The organism is Exiguobacterium sp. SH4S7 (assembly GCF_004336795.1).
GTDB classification, from domain to species: domain Bacteria; phylum Bacillota; class Bacilli; order Exiguobacteriales; family Exiguobacteriaceae; genus Exiguobacterium; species Exiguobacterium aurantiacum_A.
Genome location: NZ_SJUT01000001.1, coordinates 789,118 through 806,509 on the forward strand (window position 1 = coordinate 789,118; position 17,392 = coordinate 806,509).

The 17,392-nt window shown below is 52.3% G+C and carries 19 protein-coding genes and 1 other RNA gene; 10 read left to right on the forward strand and 10 right to left on the reverse strand.

Annotated elements, in window-relative coordinates; all coding sequences use genetic code 11:
• Nucleotides 1-107 precede the first annotated feature (107 nt).
• From EVJ29_RS03980 to EVJ29_RS04000, 5 genes are all read right to left on the reverse strand, one after another.
• A complete protein-coding gene (locus EVJ29_RS03980) occupies nucleotides 108-743 on the reverse strand; it encodes an ABC transporter ATP-binding protein (protein WP_131504734.1) in 636 nt (211 codons plus the stop codon).
• Nucleotides 740-1,744, reverse strand: coding sequence for an ABC transporter permease (locus EVJ29_RS03985; RefSeq protein WP_131504735.1), 1,005 nt, complete (start codon nucleotides 1,742-1,744; stop codon nucleotides 740-742). The genes EVJ29_RS03980 and EVJ29_RS03985 overlap by 4 nt, the downstream gene beginning before the upstream one ends.
• Nucleotides 1,745-1,810: 66 nt before the next feature.
• Complete coding sequence (locus EVJ29_RS03990; RefSeq protein ID WP_131504736.1) at nucleotides 1,811-3,166, reverse strand: sensor histidine kinase; 1,356 nt, start codon at nucleotides 3,164-3,166, stop codon at nucleotides 1,811-1,813.
• Complete coding sequence (locus tag EVJ29_RS03995) at nucleotides 3,163-3,828, reverse strand: response regulator transcription factor (RefSeq protein WP_131489709.1); 666 nt, start codon at nucleotides 3,826-3,828, stop codon at nucleotides 3,163-3,165. The genes EVJ29_RS03990 and EVJ29_RS03995 overlap by 4 nt, the downstream gene beginning before the upstream one ends.
• Before the next feature lie 79 nt (nucleotides 3,829-3,907).
• The gene (locus tag EVJ29_RS04000; protein ID WP_131489710.1) at nucleotides 3,908-4,798 is read right to left on the reverse strand and encodes a hypothetical protein; all 891 of its coding nucleotides are present in this window, start codon (nucleotides 4,796-4,798) and stop codon (nucleotides 3,908-3,910) included.
• Nucleotides 4,799-4,967: 169 nt separating this feature from the next.
• Here EVJ29_RS04000 and EVJ29_RS04005 point away from each other — a divergent pair, with 169 nt between their 5' ends.
• On the forward strand, nucleotides 4,968-5,375 hold the full coding sequence (locus EVJ29_RS04005) for a hypothetical protein (RefSeq protein WP_131440802.1): 408 nt from the start codon (nucleotides 4,968-4,970) through the stop codon (nucleotides 5,373-5,375).
• 106 nt (nucleotides 5,376-5,481) lie between these two features.
• Nucleotides 5,482-6,936, forward strand: a complete 1,455-nt coding sequence (locus tag EVJ29_RS04010) for a S8 family peptidase (protein WP_236633378.1) — start codon at nucleotides 5,482-5,484, stop codon at nucleotides 6,934-6,936.
• Nucleotides 6,937-6,991: 55 nt separating this feature from the next.
• Here the strand turns inward: EVJ29_RS04010 and EVJ29_RS04015 are convergent, their stop codons facing one another.
• Nucleotides 6,992-7,396, reverse strand: coding sequence for a hypothetical protein (locus EVJ29_RS04015; protein WP_070327210.1), 405 nt, complete (start codon nucleotides 7,394-7,396; stop codon nucleotides 6,992-6,994).
• Between the two features lie 120 nt (nucleotides 7,397-7,516).
• Between EVJ29_RS04015 and rnpB the strand changes: the two genes are divergently transcribed.
• An RNA gene (rnpB, locus tag EVJ29_RS04020) (RNase P RNA component class B) lies at nucleotides 7,517-7,884 on the forward strand.
• A 110-nt stretch (nucleotides 7,885-7,994) separates the two neighbouring features.
• The gene (locus tag EVJ29_RS04025; RefSeq protein ID WP_131504737.1) at nucleotides 7,995-9,161 is read left to right on the forward strand and encodes a THUMP domain-containing class I SAM-dependent RNA methyltransferase; all 1,167 of its coding nucleotides are present in this window, start codon (nucleotides 7,995-7,997) and stop codon (nucleotides 9,159-9,161) included.
• Nucleotides 9,162-9,262: 101 nt separating this feature from the next.
• Here EVJ29_RS04025 and EVJ29_RS04030 read toward each other — a convergent pair whose 3' ends face one another.
• The gene (locus EVJ29_RS04030; protein ID WP_131458076.1) at nucleotides 9,263-9,484 is read right to left on the reverse strand and encodes a hypothetical protein; all 222 of its coding nucleotides are present in this window, start codon (nucleotides 9,482-9,484) and stop codon (nucleotides 9,263-9,265) included.
• A 242-nt stretch (nucleotides 9,485-9,726) separates the two neighbouring features.
• Nucleotides 9,727-10,689 (reverse strand): DNA/RNA non-specific endonuclease, encoded by a 963-nt coding sequence (locus EVJ29_RS04035; RefSeq protein ID WP_131504738.1) that lies wholly within the window; start codon nucleotides 10,687-10,689, stop codon nucleotides 9,727-9,729.
• Between the two features lie 197 nt (nucleotides 10,690-10,886).
• Here EVJ29_RS04035 and EVJ29_RS04040 point away from each other — a divergent pair, with 197 nt between their 5' ends.
• The 6 genes from EVJ29_RS04040 (at nucleotide 10,887) to EVJ29_RS04065 (ending at nucleotide 15,399) form a co-directional block, all read left to right on the forward strand.
• Nucleotides 10,887-11,069: a hypothetical protein gene (locus tag EVJ29_RS04040; protein WP_016509062.1), complete on the forward strand. Its 183-nt coding sequence runs from the start codon at nucleotides 10,887-10,889 to the stop codon at nucleotides 11,067-11,069.
• Nucleotides 11,070-11,138: 69 nt separating this feature from the next.
• Complete coding sequence (locus EVJ29_RS04045) at nucleotides 11,139-12,044, forward strand: Gfo/Idh/MocA family protein (protein WP_131504739.1); 906 nt, start codon at nucleotides 11,139-11,141, stop codon at nucleotides 12,042-12,044.
• 60 nt (nucleotides 12,045-12,104) lie between these two features.
• Nucleotides 12,105-13,523 (forward strand): alanine/glycine:cation symporter family protein, encoded by a 1,419-nt coding sequence (locus tag EVJ29_RS04050; protein WP_201738974.1) that lies wholly within the window; start codon nucleotides 12,105-12,107, stop codon nucleotides 13,521-13,523.
• A gap of 110 nt (nucleotides 13,524-13,633) precedes the next feature.
• A complete protein-coding gene (locus EVJ29_RS04055) occupies nucleotides 13,634-14,455 on the forward strand; it encodes a YihY/virulence factor BrkB family protein (protein WP_070327214.1) in 822 nt (273 codons plus the stop codon).
• 78 nt (nucleotides 14,456-14,533) lie between these two features.
• Nucleotides 14,534-15,088 (forward strand): hypothetical protein, encoded by a 555-nt coding sequence (locus EVJ29_RS04060; protein WP_070327215.1) that lies wholly within the window; start codon nucleotides 14,534-14,536, stop codon nucleotides 15,086-15,088.
• Between the two features lie 14 nt (nucleotides 15,089-15,102).
• Nucleotides 15,103-15,399, forward strand: coding sequence for a hypothetical protein (locus EVJ29_RS04065; protein ID WP_236633379.1), 297 nt, complete (start codon nucleotides 15,103-15,105; stop codon nucleotides 15,397-15,399).
• 60 nt (nucleotides 15,400-15,459) lie between these two features.
• Here EVJ29_RS04065 and putP read toward each other — a convergent pair whose 3' ends face one another.
• Nucleotides 15,460-16,941: a sodium/proline symporter PutP gene (gene putP, locus EVJ29_RS04070; protein WP_131463546.1), complete on the reverse strand. Its 1,482-nt coding sequence runs from the start codon at nucleotides 16,939-16,941 to the stop codon at nucleotides 15,460-15,462.
• Nucleotides 16,942-17,311: 370 nt separating this feature from the next.
• The coding region (locus EVJ29_RS15680; protein ID WP_131440828.1) for an IS3 family transposase at nucleotides 17,312-17,392 on the reverse strand (81 nt) is incomplete at its 5' end.

The following is a 17,392-nucleotide window of genomic DNA, read 5'->3' on the forward strand; positions in this document are numbered from 1 at the left end:
CTTCTCATAATCAGTTAAAGTTCTATAGTCTCCTCAATCAGAAGCGGGGTGTCCCGATGCTAGCGCCCCCGATTAAGCGAGTAGTGTGCAAGCATGCGACATACATGTTACAGCGTTTCGAGCTGACCGTCTCGTAAACGGAGAACTCGGTCGCACACATCAAGCATGCGCTCATCGTGGGTGATGACGATCACTCGTTTGTTCCGTTCATGCGCCGCTGCGGCGAGACGCTCCATAACGAGGCGGCCATTCGTATAATCGAGACTTGCTGTCGGTTCATCAGCCAACAGGAGCAACGGGTCATTGATGAGTGCGCGGGCCACAGCGACCCGTTGCCGTTCGCCGCCGGAGAGACGATTCGGCAACTCGTTCAATCGATGGCCGAGTCCGAAATCTGTCAACAGCTGTTTCGCGTCGCCGTCTGTGTCACTTTCCGCCTGAATGAGTGCAAGTTGTTCAATGACCGTCAAATACGGGACGAGGTGGGCGTCTTGAAAGACGAACCCGATCTCATTGAGGCGTAACTTCCGTCTCGCTTCTTCGTCTAGTGTAAATACATCGACCGTATCGAGATAGAGTGTCCCGGCATCCGGCTGTTTCAATAACCCGAGAATTTGCAGGAGCGTACTCTTCCCGCTACCGCTCGGTCCGACGATCCCGATGCACTCACCAGGAGAGACGGTCAAGTCGATCCCAGACAAAATCGGTTGTTCATATGCGTGATAAATGCCAGTCAGTTTCATGTCATTCGACCTCCTAAGGCGTCAGCTGCGTCGAGCCGGCGTAGTGTTTGTAGTGGCAAGATCGTCCCAAGGAGCGAGATGAGGACGAAGAGTGCGCTAAAGAGCATCACGTTCGCAAGCTCAAATTGAAATGGAATCGCTTCTGGGACGATACGTGTCGACAGCCATGTGATCAGTGACGCGACGCCGCTCGCGAAGACGACGGTGACGAACACTTGGCTGACGAGCGCTGTGCCGATCGAACGTGTCCGAATGCCGATTGCTTTTAAAATCCCGAGCTCTGGCAACTTTTGTAGCGTCACCATATAGAAGAATGCTGTCAAGATGAATGCGCCGATTACTAATAGAAAACCGCGCATCATATCGAACGTGCCTTGTTCGGCCGAATAGCCAGGAACGGACTCGATGATTTCTTGTTTCGTGTACGCGGAGAGGGACGTGTCGCCTTCTCCAAGTAAAGCAGACACGTAAGTCGGACCACCGGCCGCCTGTTGATAGGCGGCCCATGTCTCCATCGTCGTCCAGACGACCGGGGCGTGGCTGAACCGTCCATCCGTCACGCCGGCGATGGTGAAGCGATACCCACTCGTGAAATCTTCGACCGTATCTCCAACGACAAATGTCTCAAGAAAACTCGGGTCGACGAGCACTTCCCCGACTTCGAGGTCGAGTGACGGTCCAATCGACGAATCGGCCGGCAAGGCGAAAATGGTCGCATCGACTTTCGTCTCGTTCACGAACGTGAGCGGTTTGACTGCAAGGGGTGTCAAACCGTCCGTTGGCGCTTGTTCGATGAACGATCGCGTCAATTGACCTTCCGCGTCAGCGGACAAGTGAAACGTGTCTGTATCAAGTTCACGTACGGTCGCACCGTTATCATAAGCGAGCCCATCGGCGAGTCCGGTGATCAGCGTCGTCAACAAGACGATGAGCAGCGTGATCACAAAAATGAGCGAGAACCTCCGTTTTTGACGCCACATTTCTTTCAGTCCTAACTCCATAAAAAAACCTCCTTCATGTCGATGAAGGAAGCATAGCTGACGAACATGAACGGAATATGAACAAACCTACAAGCGAACGATAAAGACGCTGCCACGCCCGAGCTCTGAAGTGACGAGGAGCTCCCCGCCGTGCAAGCGGACGATGTCATTCGCGATCGCGAGCCCGAGTCCGGTGCCGCGACTCGTCCGGGACAGATCGGCTTTATAGAAGCGTTCGAACAAGCGAGCCTTTGTCGCATCGTCCATACCGACACCTTCGTCTTGGATCGAGACGGTCGGACGTGTCTCCTCGTAGGCCCGGATCGTGATCATCCCGCCCTCATGTGAGGCATGAATCGCATTGGACAACAAGTTGGACCAAACTTGCGACAACAAGACGGGGTCGCCCGTGACGACGAGCGACGCATCGAGATCCGTCGTGACGGCGACTCCTTTTTGATCGAGTTCGAACGCGTGCATGCGAATCACGTCTTCGATGGAGCGGCCAATCGCGACCTCGGTCTGGAGAGACACGTTGGCCTCATCTAGACGGGCGAGCATCAACAGCTGTTTGGTCAACCCTGACAGACGTTCCGTCTCATTCCGGATGATCGTCGCATATTCTTTCGCCTCGCCTGTCGACTGATCGGCCAGAATACTCGCGTAGCCTGTGAGCGAAGTGAGCGGTGATTGAAATTCGTGCGATACGTTCGAGACGAACCGTCGCCGTTCACCTTCTGACTTTTCGAGTGAATCGATCATGAGGGCGAAACGACGTGCGAGCGTACCGATCTCATCATGACGATTGAGCGGGAGCGAACTCGGGCGCTCTCCGGAGGCGACAGAGCTCGTCGCAGCCGTGAGGATCTTAAGCGGCCGGACGAGCAGCGTGGTCGCCAAGGCGATCAAGATGAAAGCCGAAGCGGTCAGAACGGCGAAAAATAGTCCGACGAACAGATGAAGCTCACGAATTTGGGCACTCAAGTCCGGACGTAGGAAGACGGCATCATCCCCGTCAGCCCCTGCGACGTTGAAGCCGTACGTATTGATGACCTCGTTATCGAACAGACCGAGCAAAAACAAGTGGAACGGGTAATCGCGCATCCCTTCATAGGCGATGCCCGAGCGGACCGCATCGATCGTTTCGTCATCGATCGTCTCGTCTCGGAACGTTCCACCGTAACGCATGATGCGATCGTCAGGTTTGACGACGAACAGTTGGTAGCCGCTTTGAGCGAGCAACGAATAAAATGCGGTCTCGTCCTGATCGGTATGATTGTCAAAGTAGCCGCGCGCGGAACTTGCCATCTGTTCAGTCTTCGCGCTGTACGATGGCTGCCACCACGTGTAATAGGCGACGTTACTGACGAGCAGGGCGATGGCACCCGACAAGAGTAAAATCATGAACACGGTCACGACGATTCGCGAATAGAGCGATCTCATGGCTTCACCTCGAGCGTGTAGCCGATGCCCCGGACGGTTCGGATCATGACGGTCTCATCAGGTAGGCGGCTACGGAGCCGTTTGATGTGGACGTCGATCGTCCGGTCGTCGCCGTCAAACTCTAACCCCCACACGTTCTCGATCAGCTCGTCGCGACTGAACACGCGTCCCGGAAAGGCAGCGAGCTGGTACAACAGCTCAAATTCGCGTTTTGGCAGGTGAATCGTCTCTTGATTGAAGGTGAGGCGATATTCCCGGAGATTTAACGTGAGCGGCCCGGCCTTGATCAATGAGGCGGCGACTTTTTCATACCGTTTGGCCACGGCTTGAAGCCGGAATAATAGTTCTTCCGGAATGAACGGTTTTGTCATGTAGTCATCGGCGCCATGCTCGAACCCGCTCCGTTTGTCTTCCCATTCCCCGAGCGCCGTCAGCAAAATGACGGGGATGTCCACGAGCTCCTTCAAGCGATGACACAACTGTCGCCCGTCCATCCCGGGCAACATGATGTCGATGACGGCGGCGTCGGCCGGGTTCGATAAAAACAATTGCTCGGCCACGTGTCCGTCCATGGCGACCGACACGTGATGTCCGGCTTGCCGCAGCGTCCCTTCAATGAGGCGCAAGATGGCCGGGTCGTCTTCTACGATCAATACGTGCATATCCCTCTTCCTTTCCATATGGCGACCACGGTGAAAACAGGTGACCTCGGGTAATCCGAAGCCACCTGTCAAGACACGGTCACGTCGGTTTCGTCAACTCGGCGTGAAGTGATCGCAGCGCCCGTAAAAAGGCGTCTTTAAAGTATTTGTCTTCTTTGACTTCTAGCGTCTCGACGGCGGCCGCGTCACCGGCGCTTGCTTTGACGAGCAAGTTGACGACCGTATTCCAGCGTTTCACATGTTCAGGTCGAGGATGGTTCAACGCTTGGGTCAGTGTGAACCAATACGGCTGGTCGCGTCGTTGTAGCGTGGCGATCATTTGTTTGGCCGTCTTCGCTTCGTCTTCGGTCGGCAGGGTGGCCGTATCGAACCAGCCGAGCAGTCCCGCGCTCATCGCCTCGAACTGGACCAACATGTCGGCGTCAATCGGTTCGCGCCCGAACTCGGAAATATTGACGAAAACGAGCCGGTCTTTGCGGTCGAGATGGGTGATCCAGCCTTTGACGGATTTAAGCTTGTCTTTTTCTTTCGACTGGGCTTTGATCGTGTACCCGTTCAATTTCCCGATATAGATGCGGAATTGCCCGCGGTCGAGTTGTTTGTCGACTTTGAATTCGACATCTTGTCCGATCGTGAACGGCGAGTTTTGCTTGTTTAACGTCTCACCTTTCTTCAATTCCGGACGTCTGACGATATAACGGAGCGCTTCCTGCTCGGTCCGGTCGTCGAGCGTCCATAGGTTATGAGGCGTAACATTTTTAAAGCGATGGCGGCGTACGAAAATGTACTGGTCGAGCGCCTCGACGGCGTCCGCGGCAGGACGTTTTCCGGACAAGTAGTCGTCTGCGATGTCGCGAAGTGTCAGCGATTCGAGCCGGTCGATATGTCCGGCGTAAGGGACGCTCCCGACGACAAACAGGGCGGTCGCGATCAATTCGCTTTCACGAGGGGTCAAAGGGCGTTTGGCCATAGTGCACTTCCTCTCTTGATTCATATCCTTAGTATAACAAAAACAGATTTCATCATGTTGTGCGAATCGAGCCGTTGGAAAATTTGTACAGGTATACAGGATTTCGGCATTTTATTCCGAATAGTTGTTAACATAGACGGATCAGTGGAGATTGAGATGAGGTGAAGAGATGAAGCTGTCGATTGAGTCTGGGGATTATGTCGTGTTGATCGAGATCAATAAAGAAGTGTTGAAATGTACGTCGCTTGAACAAGCTGATTATGCGGACCGGGATCGCTATGAATTGGTCGGACGGATGAGTGAACGGCTCCCGGCTGAAGTGATCGTCCCTTCGATCATCGACTATATCCGCTTTGGAAGTGGCTATATCGGTGACAATATCGTCTGGAATAAAGAGACGGAGTCATTCTTCTGTCAACAGTTCGAAACGATTGACGGTTCGCCGCTCGGTGAAGATTTAGAAGGTTTTACACCGGACCCTTACCGGACGGAGTTGGCCCGGTATTATACGTACTTGACGATCGGTAAAATTATCGATTTTGAGATGGAACATCCTGATGAGCCGGACTACTGGTAAACCGTCAGAAAAATGTCACAACCTTTTTTTAAGAAAAAAGGGAAATCCGTCGTGAAATTTGAGATAATGGGTAAATCTTAGGAAGTTTGGAATGGAGCGTAAGGCGATGAAAAAAATTCTTCTACTGACGGCTTTGACGTTACTCGTGCCTTCGACTGCCGGGGCGTCTAAGCCGGTGTTGTTAGAGAAGCATGGGTACGTTGTGACAGAGCCGCGGGTCGGGAACCAATATTACATCAAGCAGACCGGTACCGATTTAGCGTGGAACACGACCCGTGGGGCGTCAGACATTGTCGTCGCCTTGATCGATTCATCTGCAGACCGGAGCCATAAAGAGCTCTATAACGTACCACGAGTCGTCAATTCGATTAAAGGGCCATACAGTGTCGACTATCACGGCACGCACACGGCCGGAATCATGTCGGGACTGCACAATAAATTTGGGATGGCCGGTCTCGCACCGAACGTCCGCTATCATTTCTATAACGTCTTCTACGGGAAGAACTCAGAGTTCACGGATTCGTGGACGGTCGCCAAAGCCGTCGACACGGCCGTTGCCAAAGGTGCGAACATCATCAATTTGTCACTCGGGGGACAGGATTACGATAAAGTGCTCGCCGACTCGATCCGCCGGGCCCGGGCGAAAGGTGTCGTCATCGTCGCCTCGTCTGGAAATGACGGCGCGAAGACTTCTTTCCCCGCCAATATGAAAGAAGTCATCGCCGTCGGAGCGGTCGATGCGAATCGCCGTGTCGCCTCGTTTAGCAACATGGATAGCCAAGTGAAAATCGTCGCACCGGGCGTGAACATTTTATCGCTCGGCGTCAAGAACAGTTTTATCTACATGGATGGGACATCGATGGCGGCGCCGATGGTCTCGTCTGGGCTTGCGCTCGTCAAGTCGGTCAATCCGTATTTGACACCGGCTGAGATCGAGGGACTGCTTCAAAAAATGCCTCGCGTCAGCGGGAAGACGTACACCGAACTGAACACGAAGCGGTTGCTTGACGCGACGCCGCGTCCGGTCACGATCACGTCACCAGCGACGCTACGGAACCGTTATGTGACGGAGGCGAAGCTGGCTCTTTCGAACAAACCGAACTTGAAGACGTCTTATTACCTCTATCAGGGAACGCGCAAAGTGAAGACGTTGACCGCAAACAATCCGGCTTTTACCATGTTCGCCGGTGGGGACTGGCTCCCGAGCGGGCAGTACCGTCTAACCGCGGTCGTGACGGACGGGAAATTTAAACGTTCAGCCAGTCGTTCATTCACGTACGTGAACCCGGTCAAACCGTCCGTGGCGATCAAAGTGGCCGATGCGCAGACGTTCGAACTGACGACGACGCGCAAAGGGACCGTCACCGTGCTCGATAAAGACAATCAAGTCGTCTATGAGGCACTGCATATACCGGGAACGTTTCCGGTCCGTAAAAGTACCGCCGAAGGCCTTACCGTCCTCTTGAAACCGACCGACATCTCCGAAAAAGTCGTCTCGACGAAGTATGCCCCGGCATTACCTGTCGTCGAAGAAACGACGGACACGACTGAAGCGATATAAAAAAACGCCCGCATCTCCGACAGACGAGTCGAAAGATGCGGGCGTTTTTAATTCGTTAATCGATTGTGATAGCTTCACCGCTCCAGCGGATATTCGCTTCTAAGACGTTGCCGTTGTCGTCGATGTGTTCAAAACTTAGCTTCCCGTCGATGATGATTTCACATAGACCGACGCGAACGGCGTCGCTCCAAACGCGTCGCGTCTGTTTCGACGCGTCGAATAAAGGAATCGATTCAGGAAAACGTTCCTGTAAATGGGCCAAGTTATGGTGATCGAAGTGATAAGCGCGTTTAGACAATTCATTCGGTCCTTTAATGTCAAACGGCTCAAATCCTCGGACGAGTCGATTTTTACGGTAGAAGGCGAATACGCCGTTGTTCGGGTGGAGCGCTTTAATGTCATCGATCTCGATCACATAGGTCAGTCGTTGGATCCAACCTTTCTTTGCATCTTGACGCATCAAAATCCCTCCTTGTTCAATGGAACACGCCTTATTTTAGCGCTGACGCCAATGAAAATCAAGTTCGGTTTCTTAGTTGTCATATTTGGCAATATCCGCTACAATGATTAAGTGACTATGAAGTCTGGACAATCGCGGGACGCAAGTCTTGAGGAAAGTCCATGCTCGCACAGCCTGTGATGGCTGTAGTGATCGTGCTACACGAAAAGATAAGTGTAGGCAACGCAAGTTGACGGCAGAAGAAGCACCTAAGTCTTCGGATACGGTGCAAGCTTCTTGAAAGTGCCACAGTGACGGAGTCTGTTCGGAAACGTTCAGAGTGGAACGAGGTAAACCCCACGAGCGAGAAACCCAAACTATGGTAGGGGAACTTCCTGACTGGAATCGAACGGGACGGAAGGCGCCAAGCGGCGCAGATAGATGATTGTCACTCCATCGTGCCAGGGAAACCGCTACGAGCACCGGAGTACAGAACATGGCTTACAGGGCAGCATAGTCTCAACTTACATTGACAAGGAGTTCAAGCAATCTTACTTGAGCTCCTTTTTACTTGACCATTTTACGCTTAACAATTACGAATTAGGAAAGTAGGGATCATATGGCAAAACGAAAACTGATCGCAACTGCAGCGATGGGCATCGAAGCGCTCGTCGCTAAAGAAGTACGTGACCTCGGTTACACGTGTGAAATCGAGAATGGACGCGTCTACATCGACGCCGAGATGGAGGATATTCCCCGTTTGAACATTTGGCTCAGAACGGCCGACCGCGTCAAACTCGTCGTCGCCGAGTTCAAGGCGACGACGTTCACGGAACTATTCGACGGTGTCGTCGACTTGCCTTGGACGGAGCTGATGCCGTGGGACGCCCGTTTCACCGTCGACGGACGTTCGGTCAAGTCGCAACTGTTCTCGATCCGCGACTGCCAAAAAATCACCGAGAAAGCGATCGTCGATGCGATGCAACGCGGATACAACAAACCGGATGAATGGCTTCCGAAGACGGGTGCGATCTATCCAATTGAAGTTGCGCTCTTGAAAGACGTGGCGACGATCACGATCGACACGTCGGGTGACGCGCTCCATCGTCGCGGCTACCGCGAGCTTCATTCGCAGGCACCGCTCAAAGAGACGATGGCCGCAGCGATGATCAAGCTGACGAACTGGAAGCCGGACATGCCGTTCTATGATGTGTTCACAGGCTCTGGTACGCTCGCGATCGAGGCCGCACTCATCGGTCGCAATATCGCACCGGGATTAAACCGTGAATTCTGTTCGCAAGATTGGCCATGTGTACCGAAGAAAGCTTGGTACGAGGCAATCAATGAAGCGAACGAAAAAGCCGAGTGGGACAAGCCGCTCAAGATTTACGGCATCGACCTCGACCCGCGCATGGTCAAACTCGCCAAAGACAACGCCGACCTCGCCGACGTCCGTGACGCGATCACGTTCGTCCACACCGATGCGGCGGCGCTCAAGCCGACCGAGGATTACGGGATCATCATCGGCAACCCGCCTTACGGTGAGCGGTTGCAGACGGAAGACGAGATCATCGAGCTGTACGAGCGGATTGGGCAGCAATATGCCAAATATCCGGGTTATAGCGTCTATATGTTGACGAGTTACGAAGACTTCGAGAAAGCCTACGGCCGCCCGGCGACGAAGCGCCGCAAGCTGTATAACGGGAATATCGAGACGCAGTACTACCAGTTCTTCGGCAAACGTCCGCCGAGACGTTCAGTCGAGACGACTTCAGAAGGTAAGTAAGTCGTCATTGCTCGTAGATACAAAGAAACGCTTCTAGAGCGACTTCAGACCGTAGACACATGTCTATGGTCTTTTTTCTGTTCGGACGACAAAAATGCTTCTTATTCTTTAGAAAACGTTAAATAGGCGCCTAGCAATGTCAATCCGAGAAGTAAAAACAAAAACCAAGGCGAGATGTTTCCACCCCATGCAAGCGATCCTTCTTGTGTTGCTACGTAAGATGCAGCCTGTAAGACAGAATCAGCTAATTCATTCAATTGAAAGATTAACATGCCAAACAAAATTGTTTGCGTAATGATCAGCAAACCCACTAAACGTTTCATATTTGAACCTCCTAAACTATATGTATACCGTACTGACAGCAATAACTCCTAATAAGGCGGGGTTAAAAATTTGGAAATTTGTGTTCCATCCCGATTCACCATCATTCAAGAGAAACGTGAAACATTCGACTGCATATCTTATTCAACAAAAAGAAACGCTCTTCCTCTAATTAGAAAGAGCGTCGTCACATATACTGTGAAATCGGCGTTAAAAAAGTTGACTGACGCGGGGAGGTTACGTGTTATTCGCCGACCATTCCATCCCCATCATTATCCCGCATATGCGGGTAGAGCCAATGGTCGCTCGTGATCGGCATGCTGAAGCCGGCGTCTTTCGCTTCCTGGATCGTCACTTGCCCGTTCCCGTTCGCATCGACGCTTGATACGTCGCCAACCGGCTCTGCAGCGGGAGCGGGAGCAGCCTCCGGTTCTGGTTCGCTCTCGGTCAGACCGAGGCCGGCATTGACCTCGTCCGGGTTCACATTGTCAAACTTGTCGACGATGACATTGCCTTTCAACGTGTATGTGTATTGATAGCTCGACGGGATTTGCGTCTCGGTATCCGGATACGTGATGATGGCCTCGAAATCGGTTGCCCCGCCCGCACTACGGATCACACTTTCCATATAAGCCTGGTCCCCGTGCCGATTGAGCGTGCTGTCTTGCGGGGTGATATTAAAGGCGTTAGAGACGCCCCCAAGTGAATCGGCGATGACATGTCCTTCATCTAAAGATTGATGTTCAACGCCGGGGACTTTCGCCTCGTCCCAGTAGTAGCGTCCTGACGAGGTGACGTCCTCGCTCTCATCATCTTGTAGGATGATCTCGTCAGCTGTCACTTTCACGAGTTGCCCATGATCGTTCGTGAACGCCCAATACTCACGGTCTCCGAAACCGACGTCGACGACAACATTCGCCTCGCGATGTCCGGATAAATCACCACCATCGACTTCGACACGTTCATAACCAGAGAAGCGATCGCTAGTCGATTGTTGTTCCTCCGCTTCCGTCTCGACAGCGGGTTCTTCTTGTGAATCGGTCACTTCAACGGATTCCGCTTGAGACTCAGCCACATCGGACGATTCTTCTTGCGAATCGGTCACTTCAATCGTATCATCGATAGGAGACGTCTCTTCTTCGGTGCTACATCCGGCCAGTAGAAACATCGCCAGCGGTAAGGCTAAATAAGTAAATCGTGCTTTCATTAAAAAACTCCTTTAATCACTTGGTACATACTTGTTCATTCTAGGAATCTTTGAATGATTATACAAGGCTTATGATTGGAAATTGTAGGATTTCTGAATATATATAACATGAACGATTTGACTAGGTGTACTTGAAGCGTTTCAATCGTTCAGTTACAGGTAATACATACGTATACATAGTGGAGAGGAGACGTCTCATGCAACTATACACGATTGAATATGCGTTTCAAGACAAGGAGCAGACGACACGAACGTGTGAAGTCGAGCTTGATCGAACGCCGGACTTGAACGATAACGAGCAACTCGCTGATCTTTATCAAATCGTATCGGACGCCATTCGTAAGCCAATCACAAGTTTTGAAATTTTAGCGGTCCATTAAATGAACCATCGACCCCGGGCCGACGCTTTGGGGTTTTGTTCAGTCAATCGAAAGAGGAGTGATGTTGAAATGAAATTAGTCGTTGTTGGTTTAGGTGATGTTGCCAAGAAAGCGTACTTACCGGTCTATGCCGGGCTAGACGGGATAGACGTTTATCTTGTCTCGCGGGATCAGGGGAAAGCGGAACAACTCGTCCGTCAATATCGATTCAGCGGTCACTTCAGAGCGCTTGAGGACGTCCCGCTCGGTGAGATGGATGCGGTGTTGATCCATTCGACGACGTCAGCGCATGCCGGACAAGCCGAGTACGCCCTTCGGCAAGGCGTCCACGTCTTCATTGATAAACCGGTCACGTTCACGCTCGAGGAGACCGAACGTCTCGTCCGGCTCGCAGACGAGCACGAGGTCGAACTCGTCACCGGCTTCAACCGTCGTTTTGCGACGGCGACGGCGGCGCTCAAAGAAGTCGAGAACCCGAACCTCGTCTTGATCCAAAAGAATCGTACATATCAGCCGGCGACGCTGCGTGAGTTCATCATCGAGGACTTCGTCCACGTCGTCGATACGCTCCGTTACTTGACCGGTCTCAATCCGGTCGAGGACTTGTCTGTTCGGACGCGTTATGAAGGGGATACGCTCAAACAGCTCCAGATCAATTTCACGGCCGGCGGCGTCGAGGCGGTCGGCATCATGAACCGGGACAACGGCTGCACCGAAGAAGTGATGGAAGTGATGTCACCGGGTCTAAAACGCGTCTCTCGAGACGTCGAGCGCGTCTACGACTATACGCCCGACGGCATGCTCGAGCGCGCCTTGAGCCCGTGGGAGTCGAATTTGACACGGCGCGGCTTTACGACGATGATCGACTCGTTTCTCAAACTGTTGAACGGGGAGCCGAACGGTTGTGTTCGCGCCGAGGACAGCTTGACGACCCATGCCCTTTGTGAACAAATACTGGACGCGGCAACGCGGTGACGGAATCGTTTCTGGCGGGGCTAGACCGGGTAAGAACTCCATAAAAGGAGGGGATGCGCAGTGGATGTCCGCGAATTGGTCATGCAAGCGAACGACCTGTTATGGACGTACGTTCTTATTTTTGTATTGATTGCCGGTGGGATTTTCTTCACGATCCGGATGGGATTCGTGCAGTTTAGAATGTTGCCGGAAATGTTCAAGTTATTGTTCGTCAAAGGAATCAAACACGAGAAAGGGCAAGTGTCTTCGTTCCAGGCGTTCGCCATCGGGACGGCGGCACGGGTCGGCACCGGAAATATCGCCGGTGTCTCGACCGCGATCGCGCTCGGGGGACCTGGGGCCGTGTTTTGGATGTGGCTCATCGCCTTGATCGGCTCGGCCTCGGCTTTCGTCGAGAGCACGCTCGCCCAAGTGTACAAAGTGCATGACGGCAAGGCGTGGCGCGGCGGACCGGCCTATTACATCGAGCGGGCGCTCGGTCAACGTTGGCTCGGGATCGTCTTTGCGATCCTCATCACGTTCGCGTTTGGCTTTGCCTTTAACTCCGTGCAGGCGAACACGATCGCGCTTTCTGTCAATAACGTCTTCGCCATCGATACGGTCTGGATTGGTGTTATTTTGGCCGTTGCGACGGGGATCGTCATCTTCGGCGGGATCCGGTCGATCTCGACGTTGTCCGGGATCATCGTCCCGATCATGGCGGGTGGATATATCTTGCTCGCGCTCTGGGTCGTGCTGACGAATCTCGACGTCGTTCCGGCCGTGTTCTCGGCCATCTTCTCAGAAGGTGTGCTAGGCTTCCAAGAATTGTTCGGCGGGGCCGTCGGAGCGATGGTGCTTCAAGGTATACGGCGCGGCTTGTTCTCGAACGAGGCGGGGATGGGGTCGGCGCCGAACGCCGCCGCGACCGCTGAGGTCAGCCACCCGGTGAAGCAAGGGTTGATCCAATCGCTCAGTGTCTTCGTCGATACGCTGTTCATCTGTACGGCGACCGCGATGATCGTCTTGATCTCCGGGGTTCCTGGTTCTGAAGACTTCCAAGGTATCGAGCTCGCGCAAGAGGCGCTGTTGACGGAGATCGGACCGGTCGCGACGACGCTCATGACGATCGCCATCCTGCTGTTCGCCTTCAGCTCGATTTTAGCGAACTATTACTATGGAGAGACGAACATCGAGTTCATCTCGGAACGGAAAGTGTATGTTGTCATCTATCGTATCGCCGTGCTAGGGATGATCATGTTCGGCTCGGTCCGCTCGGCCGGACTCGTCTGGTCGATCGCCGACATCTTCATGGGATTGATGGCGCTCGTCAACATGTACGCCATCTTCCGTCTCAGCAAAGTCGCCAAACTGTTGCTCGACGATTACGTCGCCCAAAAACGGTCCGGACGGGATCCGGTGTTCTCGCGCGATGACGTCGATCTGCCGGGCAAAGAACATCTCGAGGCGTGGGAATCGAAACGAGAACACATCAGTTAAGGACGAGGCAAGAATAGGCAACGACTGTCGTATTCTTGCCTTTCAAGCAACATTATTATTATTTCAAATACCGCATTTATACTAAATAAATTAAGAAAAGAGTAGACAGCATGATACAGACGTTTAAAGTTTTATTCAAGCGCTTTTTTGCCGAACGTTTTTTCGATCAAGCCGCGATGTTGGCTTATTATTTCATCTTGTCGACGTTTCCGTTCCTATTGTTCGTCCTCGGCATTGTTGGATGGCTCCCGTTCACGAGCGGGGACGTCATCTCGGCGCTGTCTCTCGTCATGCCGGAAGCGAGCTACCGACTGCTAGAAGGGAACATCGAGGCGATATTTGATGACTCGAGGCTGCGTCTGGCGTCGCTCAGCATTTTGCCGGCGCTGTGGATTTCGTCAATGGCGGTCCAGTCGCTCGTCCGGTCATTGAATGATGCGTATCGCCTCATCCGGAACAAGTCGTTCTTAAGAGGGGCTCTCCAGGACATCGCCGTCACGCTGGCACTCATGTTCGTTCTGCCGTTCTCATTGGTCATCCCTGTGGCCGAGACCGCGTTGCGCGAACTGTCGACGCGGATCATTTTTGTCGACGACATCGTCGCGGGATATGCACAAATATGGTTTTACTTCCGCTGGGTCGTCGGGACGCTCGTCATGTTTGGTGTCTTCCTGCTCGTCTACAAATGGCTGCCGAGCCATCGCGGGACGTTCCGTGACAGTTGGGCCGGGGCAACACTCGCTACTATCGGCATATTGACAGTTTCCAACGTCTTCAGCTACTATTCTCAATATGCCAACTACGAACAGTTTTACGGTCAGCTCGGTGCGTTTATTATCTTGTTGGTTTGGTTTTATTTGGCGGCTTCCGTCATCCTCCTTGGAGGGCTATTGAACGCGACGCTCATTGAACGAAAAGAAATTTCCGATTGACCTGCAAATGCTTGTTATCATTCAACGATTGAGGGAATGATACCGTTAAGACACATCTTTTAATCGGAGGTGGGAAACATGGATATGCAACGGCTCGTACACAATCGTCGTTTCATCGATCAAACATTGTTTTACCTCGCCTTACAATTATGGAAGTGGGTCATGTTATTACCGGTACTCTTTTATTTGGATATCTCAATGAGCACCGCTCCATTTTCGCAATACTTGATGGTCAGCCTCCTGCTGTACGTCACGTTTCGTGTCATCCAATACGTGGTCGCCAGCCGGGCTTCCTTGATGGAGCTGTTAGAATTCGGCTATGCGGTCTTGTCGCTCGTGCTCGTCCTGTTTTTACTGATCGAGCTCTCCGCTTCTCCTGGTGCCATCGCTTTGATCGTCGGAGTGTTCTTGGTCCACCCGTCGTTGGCACTGCACCACTATCGTGACTTCACGGAACGGAAGTGGTTGAACAAGCAGTTCCAGCTGTTCAGCCCGATGCTACGGGAAGGGGAGGTCCCCGTTCACGTGCTCGTCTTGACCGAAGACGAGATCGTGATCACGGCCGAGAGCGGCAAGGAGTTCACGTATCGACATATTTACTGGGGTGGCTTCTATTTCGAAAACGTCTCATGAAGGTGGTAAGGTGATTGAATAATATAATTGTTATCGTGTTTTGGGTTGTCACGTTCGTCGCTTTTTTTAAAGGGGCTTACGACATGTGGCGGGAGTATCGTGCCACGAAACAGAAATCGGTGCTCTACTTCCTGCTCGCCTTGATCCTCACTTGGTTTTGGTTCAATCCCTACGAATTGACCGCGCTTCATCCGTTCGTCTTAATGGCGTATTATTGGAACCGAAATCGATGGATGAGAAATGCCATGCTCGCACTCGTGCTCGCCACGTTCTTCCTCCAACTTTGGGTGATGGCGGGGACGATGTACTAAAGAAGTACAACCGACAAAAAAACGCTCGACCCGTGAATTGGGTCGAGCGTTTTGTATGACTTAATCTTTTCTAGCGGCAGCAAGTTCTGTTTCCATTTCACTGAACTCACGGCTGATCCGTTTTTGTTCGCGTTGGCTCGTGAACGTGCTGACGAGAACGATGGCAAGCATACTCAAGAAGAAGCCTGGCACCATCTCATAGATGACGCTCGAGAGTCCCGTGATGATCCAAAGGATGACCGTGATGGCACCGACGAGAATACCGGCGAGTGCGCCTTGGCGCGTCATCTTCGTCCAATAGAGCGACAAGAGGATCGTTGGACCGAAGGCCGAGCCGAATCCGGCCCAAGCATAGCCGACGAGCGTCAAGATCGTGTTCGATGGGCTGAGCGAAATGAGTGTCGCCACGACACCGACCGTCAATACGCCGATTCGACCGGCGAGTACCATCGTTTTATCGCTTGCATCTTTGTTGAAGAACTTACGATAGAAGTCTTCAGTCAACGCCGACGACGTGACGAGCAATTGCGACGATACAGTCGACATGACGGCTGCGAGGATCGCTGCGAGCAAGAATCCGGTGATGAACGGGTGGAACAAGACGTCAGAGAAACGGATGAACACCGTCTCCGGGTCTGCTAGCGGATTGCCTTGACCACGGAAGTAGGCGATACCGACGAGGCCGGTCATGACCGCACCGATGATCGAGACGGTCATCCAGCCCATACCGATCCGGCGTGCCGCCTTCAATGATTTCACATCTCTGATCGCCATAAAGCGAACGATGATGTGCGGTTGGCCAAAGTAACCGAGTCCCCAAGCGAGGAGACCGATGATCCCTAGCGTTGTCGTCCCTTTAAACAAGTCGAAAAGATCGGTGTTGATCGCTGTCGCCGTGTTGACGGCGTTCGTCATCCCACCGACGTCTGTCAAAGCGACGACCGGTACGAGTACGAGTGCGATGAACATGATAATTCCTTGTGCAAAGTCTGTCCAACTAACAGCAGTGAACCCACCGAAGAGCGTGTAAAGAATGACGACGCTGATCGTGGCGATGACACCGGTCTGATAGTTGATCCCGAACGAGCTTTCGAACAACTTCCCGCCAGACACAAGTCCAGCTGACGTATAGAACGTGAAGAAGATGATGATAACGGAAGCTGATAGGATCCGTAGCCAGTTCGAGTGATCTCGGAACCGATTCTCTAAAAAGTCAGGAATCGTGATCGAGTCATTTGCCATCTCCGTGAAGACACGTAGACGGGGAGCGACTAACAAGTAGTTCAAGTAAGCTCCGATGACCAATCCAACGGCTAACCAAATCGCTGATAATCCTGTGGCATACATTGCCCCCGGAAGACCCATTAACATCCAACCACTCATATCCGAAGCTCCGGCTGACATGGCGGTAACACCCGGCCCCATTTTGCGGCCGCCTAACATATAATCTGATGAGTCGGTCGTTCGCTTATAAGCGACGTAACCGATAGTTAGCATCATCACGAGGTAAAGCGCGATGGATACCCATTCTTGCCATAACATTTGATTACCTCCTGTACGCTTTCAATGTTGTTCAACAGTTTTGGTTTGAAATGTGGGAAGTCTCCCATAAAGATGACGAACCCAACTGATATTCCGAACTTGTCACTAACCTTAACGGACCTTCAGAGTGATTGCAAACTGTCATCTTTTCATAAAAACGGCTCTAAAGCCTATTATACCAACGGATAAGCAAGCTATTTTTCATTCAAAAAGTTTAAATATTCTGACGATTAGAAATATTGAGGCAATGCCTCTGTAATCTCCCTGTAACATAAGCGGCTGTTTTGAAGACGAACACGCCACAAAAAAAGACCTGAACCGATCTGAACTGCTCCCCGTCAAGTAGACAGGGTAAATAATGAAAACCAGCCTAGGCGGCTTGAGCCCTGTATTCGACAGGGCTCAAGCCGTTTAGTCGTTTCTGGAGACGATCATGGTTGTAGAACGATAT

Coding starts and splice junctions, on each gene's coding strand:
- EVJ29_RS03980 (WP_131504734.1), bottom strand. CDS start 743: ATGAAACTGACTGGCATTTATCACGCATATGAACAACCGATTTTGTCT.
- EVJ29_RS03985 (WP_131504735.1), bottom strand. CDS start 1,744: ATGGAGTTAGGACTGAAAGAAATGTGGCGTCAAAAACGGAGGTTCTCG.
- EVJ29_RS03990 (WP_131504736.1), bottom strand. CDS start 3,166: ATGAGATCGCTCTATTCGCGAATCGTCGTGACCGTGTTCATGATTTTA.
- EVJ29_RS03995 (WP_131489709.1), bottom strand. CDS start 3,828: ATGCACGTATTGATCGTAGAAGACGACCCGGCCATCTTGCGCCTCATT.
- EVJ29_RS04000 (WP_131489710.1), bottom strand. CDS start 4,798: ATGGCCAAACGCCCTTTGACCCCTCGTGAAAGCGAATTGATCGCGACC.
- EVJ29_RS04005 (WP_131440802.1), top strand. CDS start 4,968: ATGAAGCTGTCGATTGAGTCTGGGGATTATGTCGTGTTGATCGAGATC.
- EVJ29_RS04010 (WP_236633378.1), top strand. CDS start 5,482: ATGAAAAAAATTCTTCTACTGACGGCTTTGACGTTACTCGTGCCTTCG.
- EVJ29_RS04015 (WP_070327210.1), bottom strand. CDS start 7,396: ATGCGTCAAGATGCAAAGAAAGGTTGGATCCAACGACTGACCTATGTG.
- EVJ29_RS04025 (WP_131504737.1), top strand. CDS start 7,995: ATGGCAAAACGAAAACTGATCGCAACTGCAGCGATGGGCATCGAAGCG.
- EVJ29_RS04030 (WP_131458076.1), bottom strand. CDS start 9,484: ATGAAACGTTTAGTGGGTTTGCTGATCATTACGCAAACAATTTTGTTT.
- EVJ29_RS04035 (WP_131504738.1), bottom strand. CDS start 10,689: ATGAAAGCACGATTTACTTATTTAGCCTTACCGCTGGCGATGTTTCTA.
- EVJ29_RS04040 (WP_016509062.1), top strand. CDS start 10,887: ATGCAACTATACACGATTGAATATGCGTTTCAAGACAAGGAGCAGACG.
- EVJ29_RS04045 (WP_131504739.1), top strand. CDS start 11,139: ATGAAATTAGTCGTTGTTGGTTTAGGTGATGTTGCCAAGAAAGCGTAC.
- EVJ29_RS04055 (WP_070327214.1), top strand. CDS start 13,634: ATGATACAGACGTTTAAAGTTTTATTCAAGCGCTTTTTTGCCGAACGT.
- EVJ29_RS04060 (WP_070327215.1), top strand. CDS start 14,534: ATGGATATGCAACGGCTCGTACACAATCGTCGTTTCATCGATCAAACA.
- putP (WP_131463546.1), bottom strand. CDS start 16,941: ATGTTATGGCAAGAATGGGTATCCATCGCGCTTTACCTCGTGATGATG.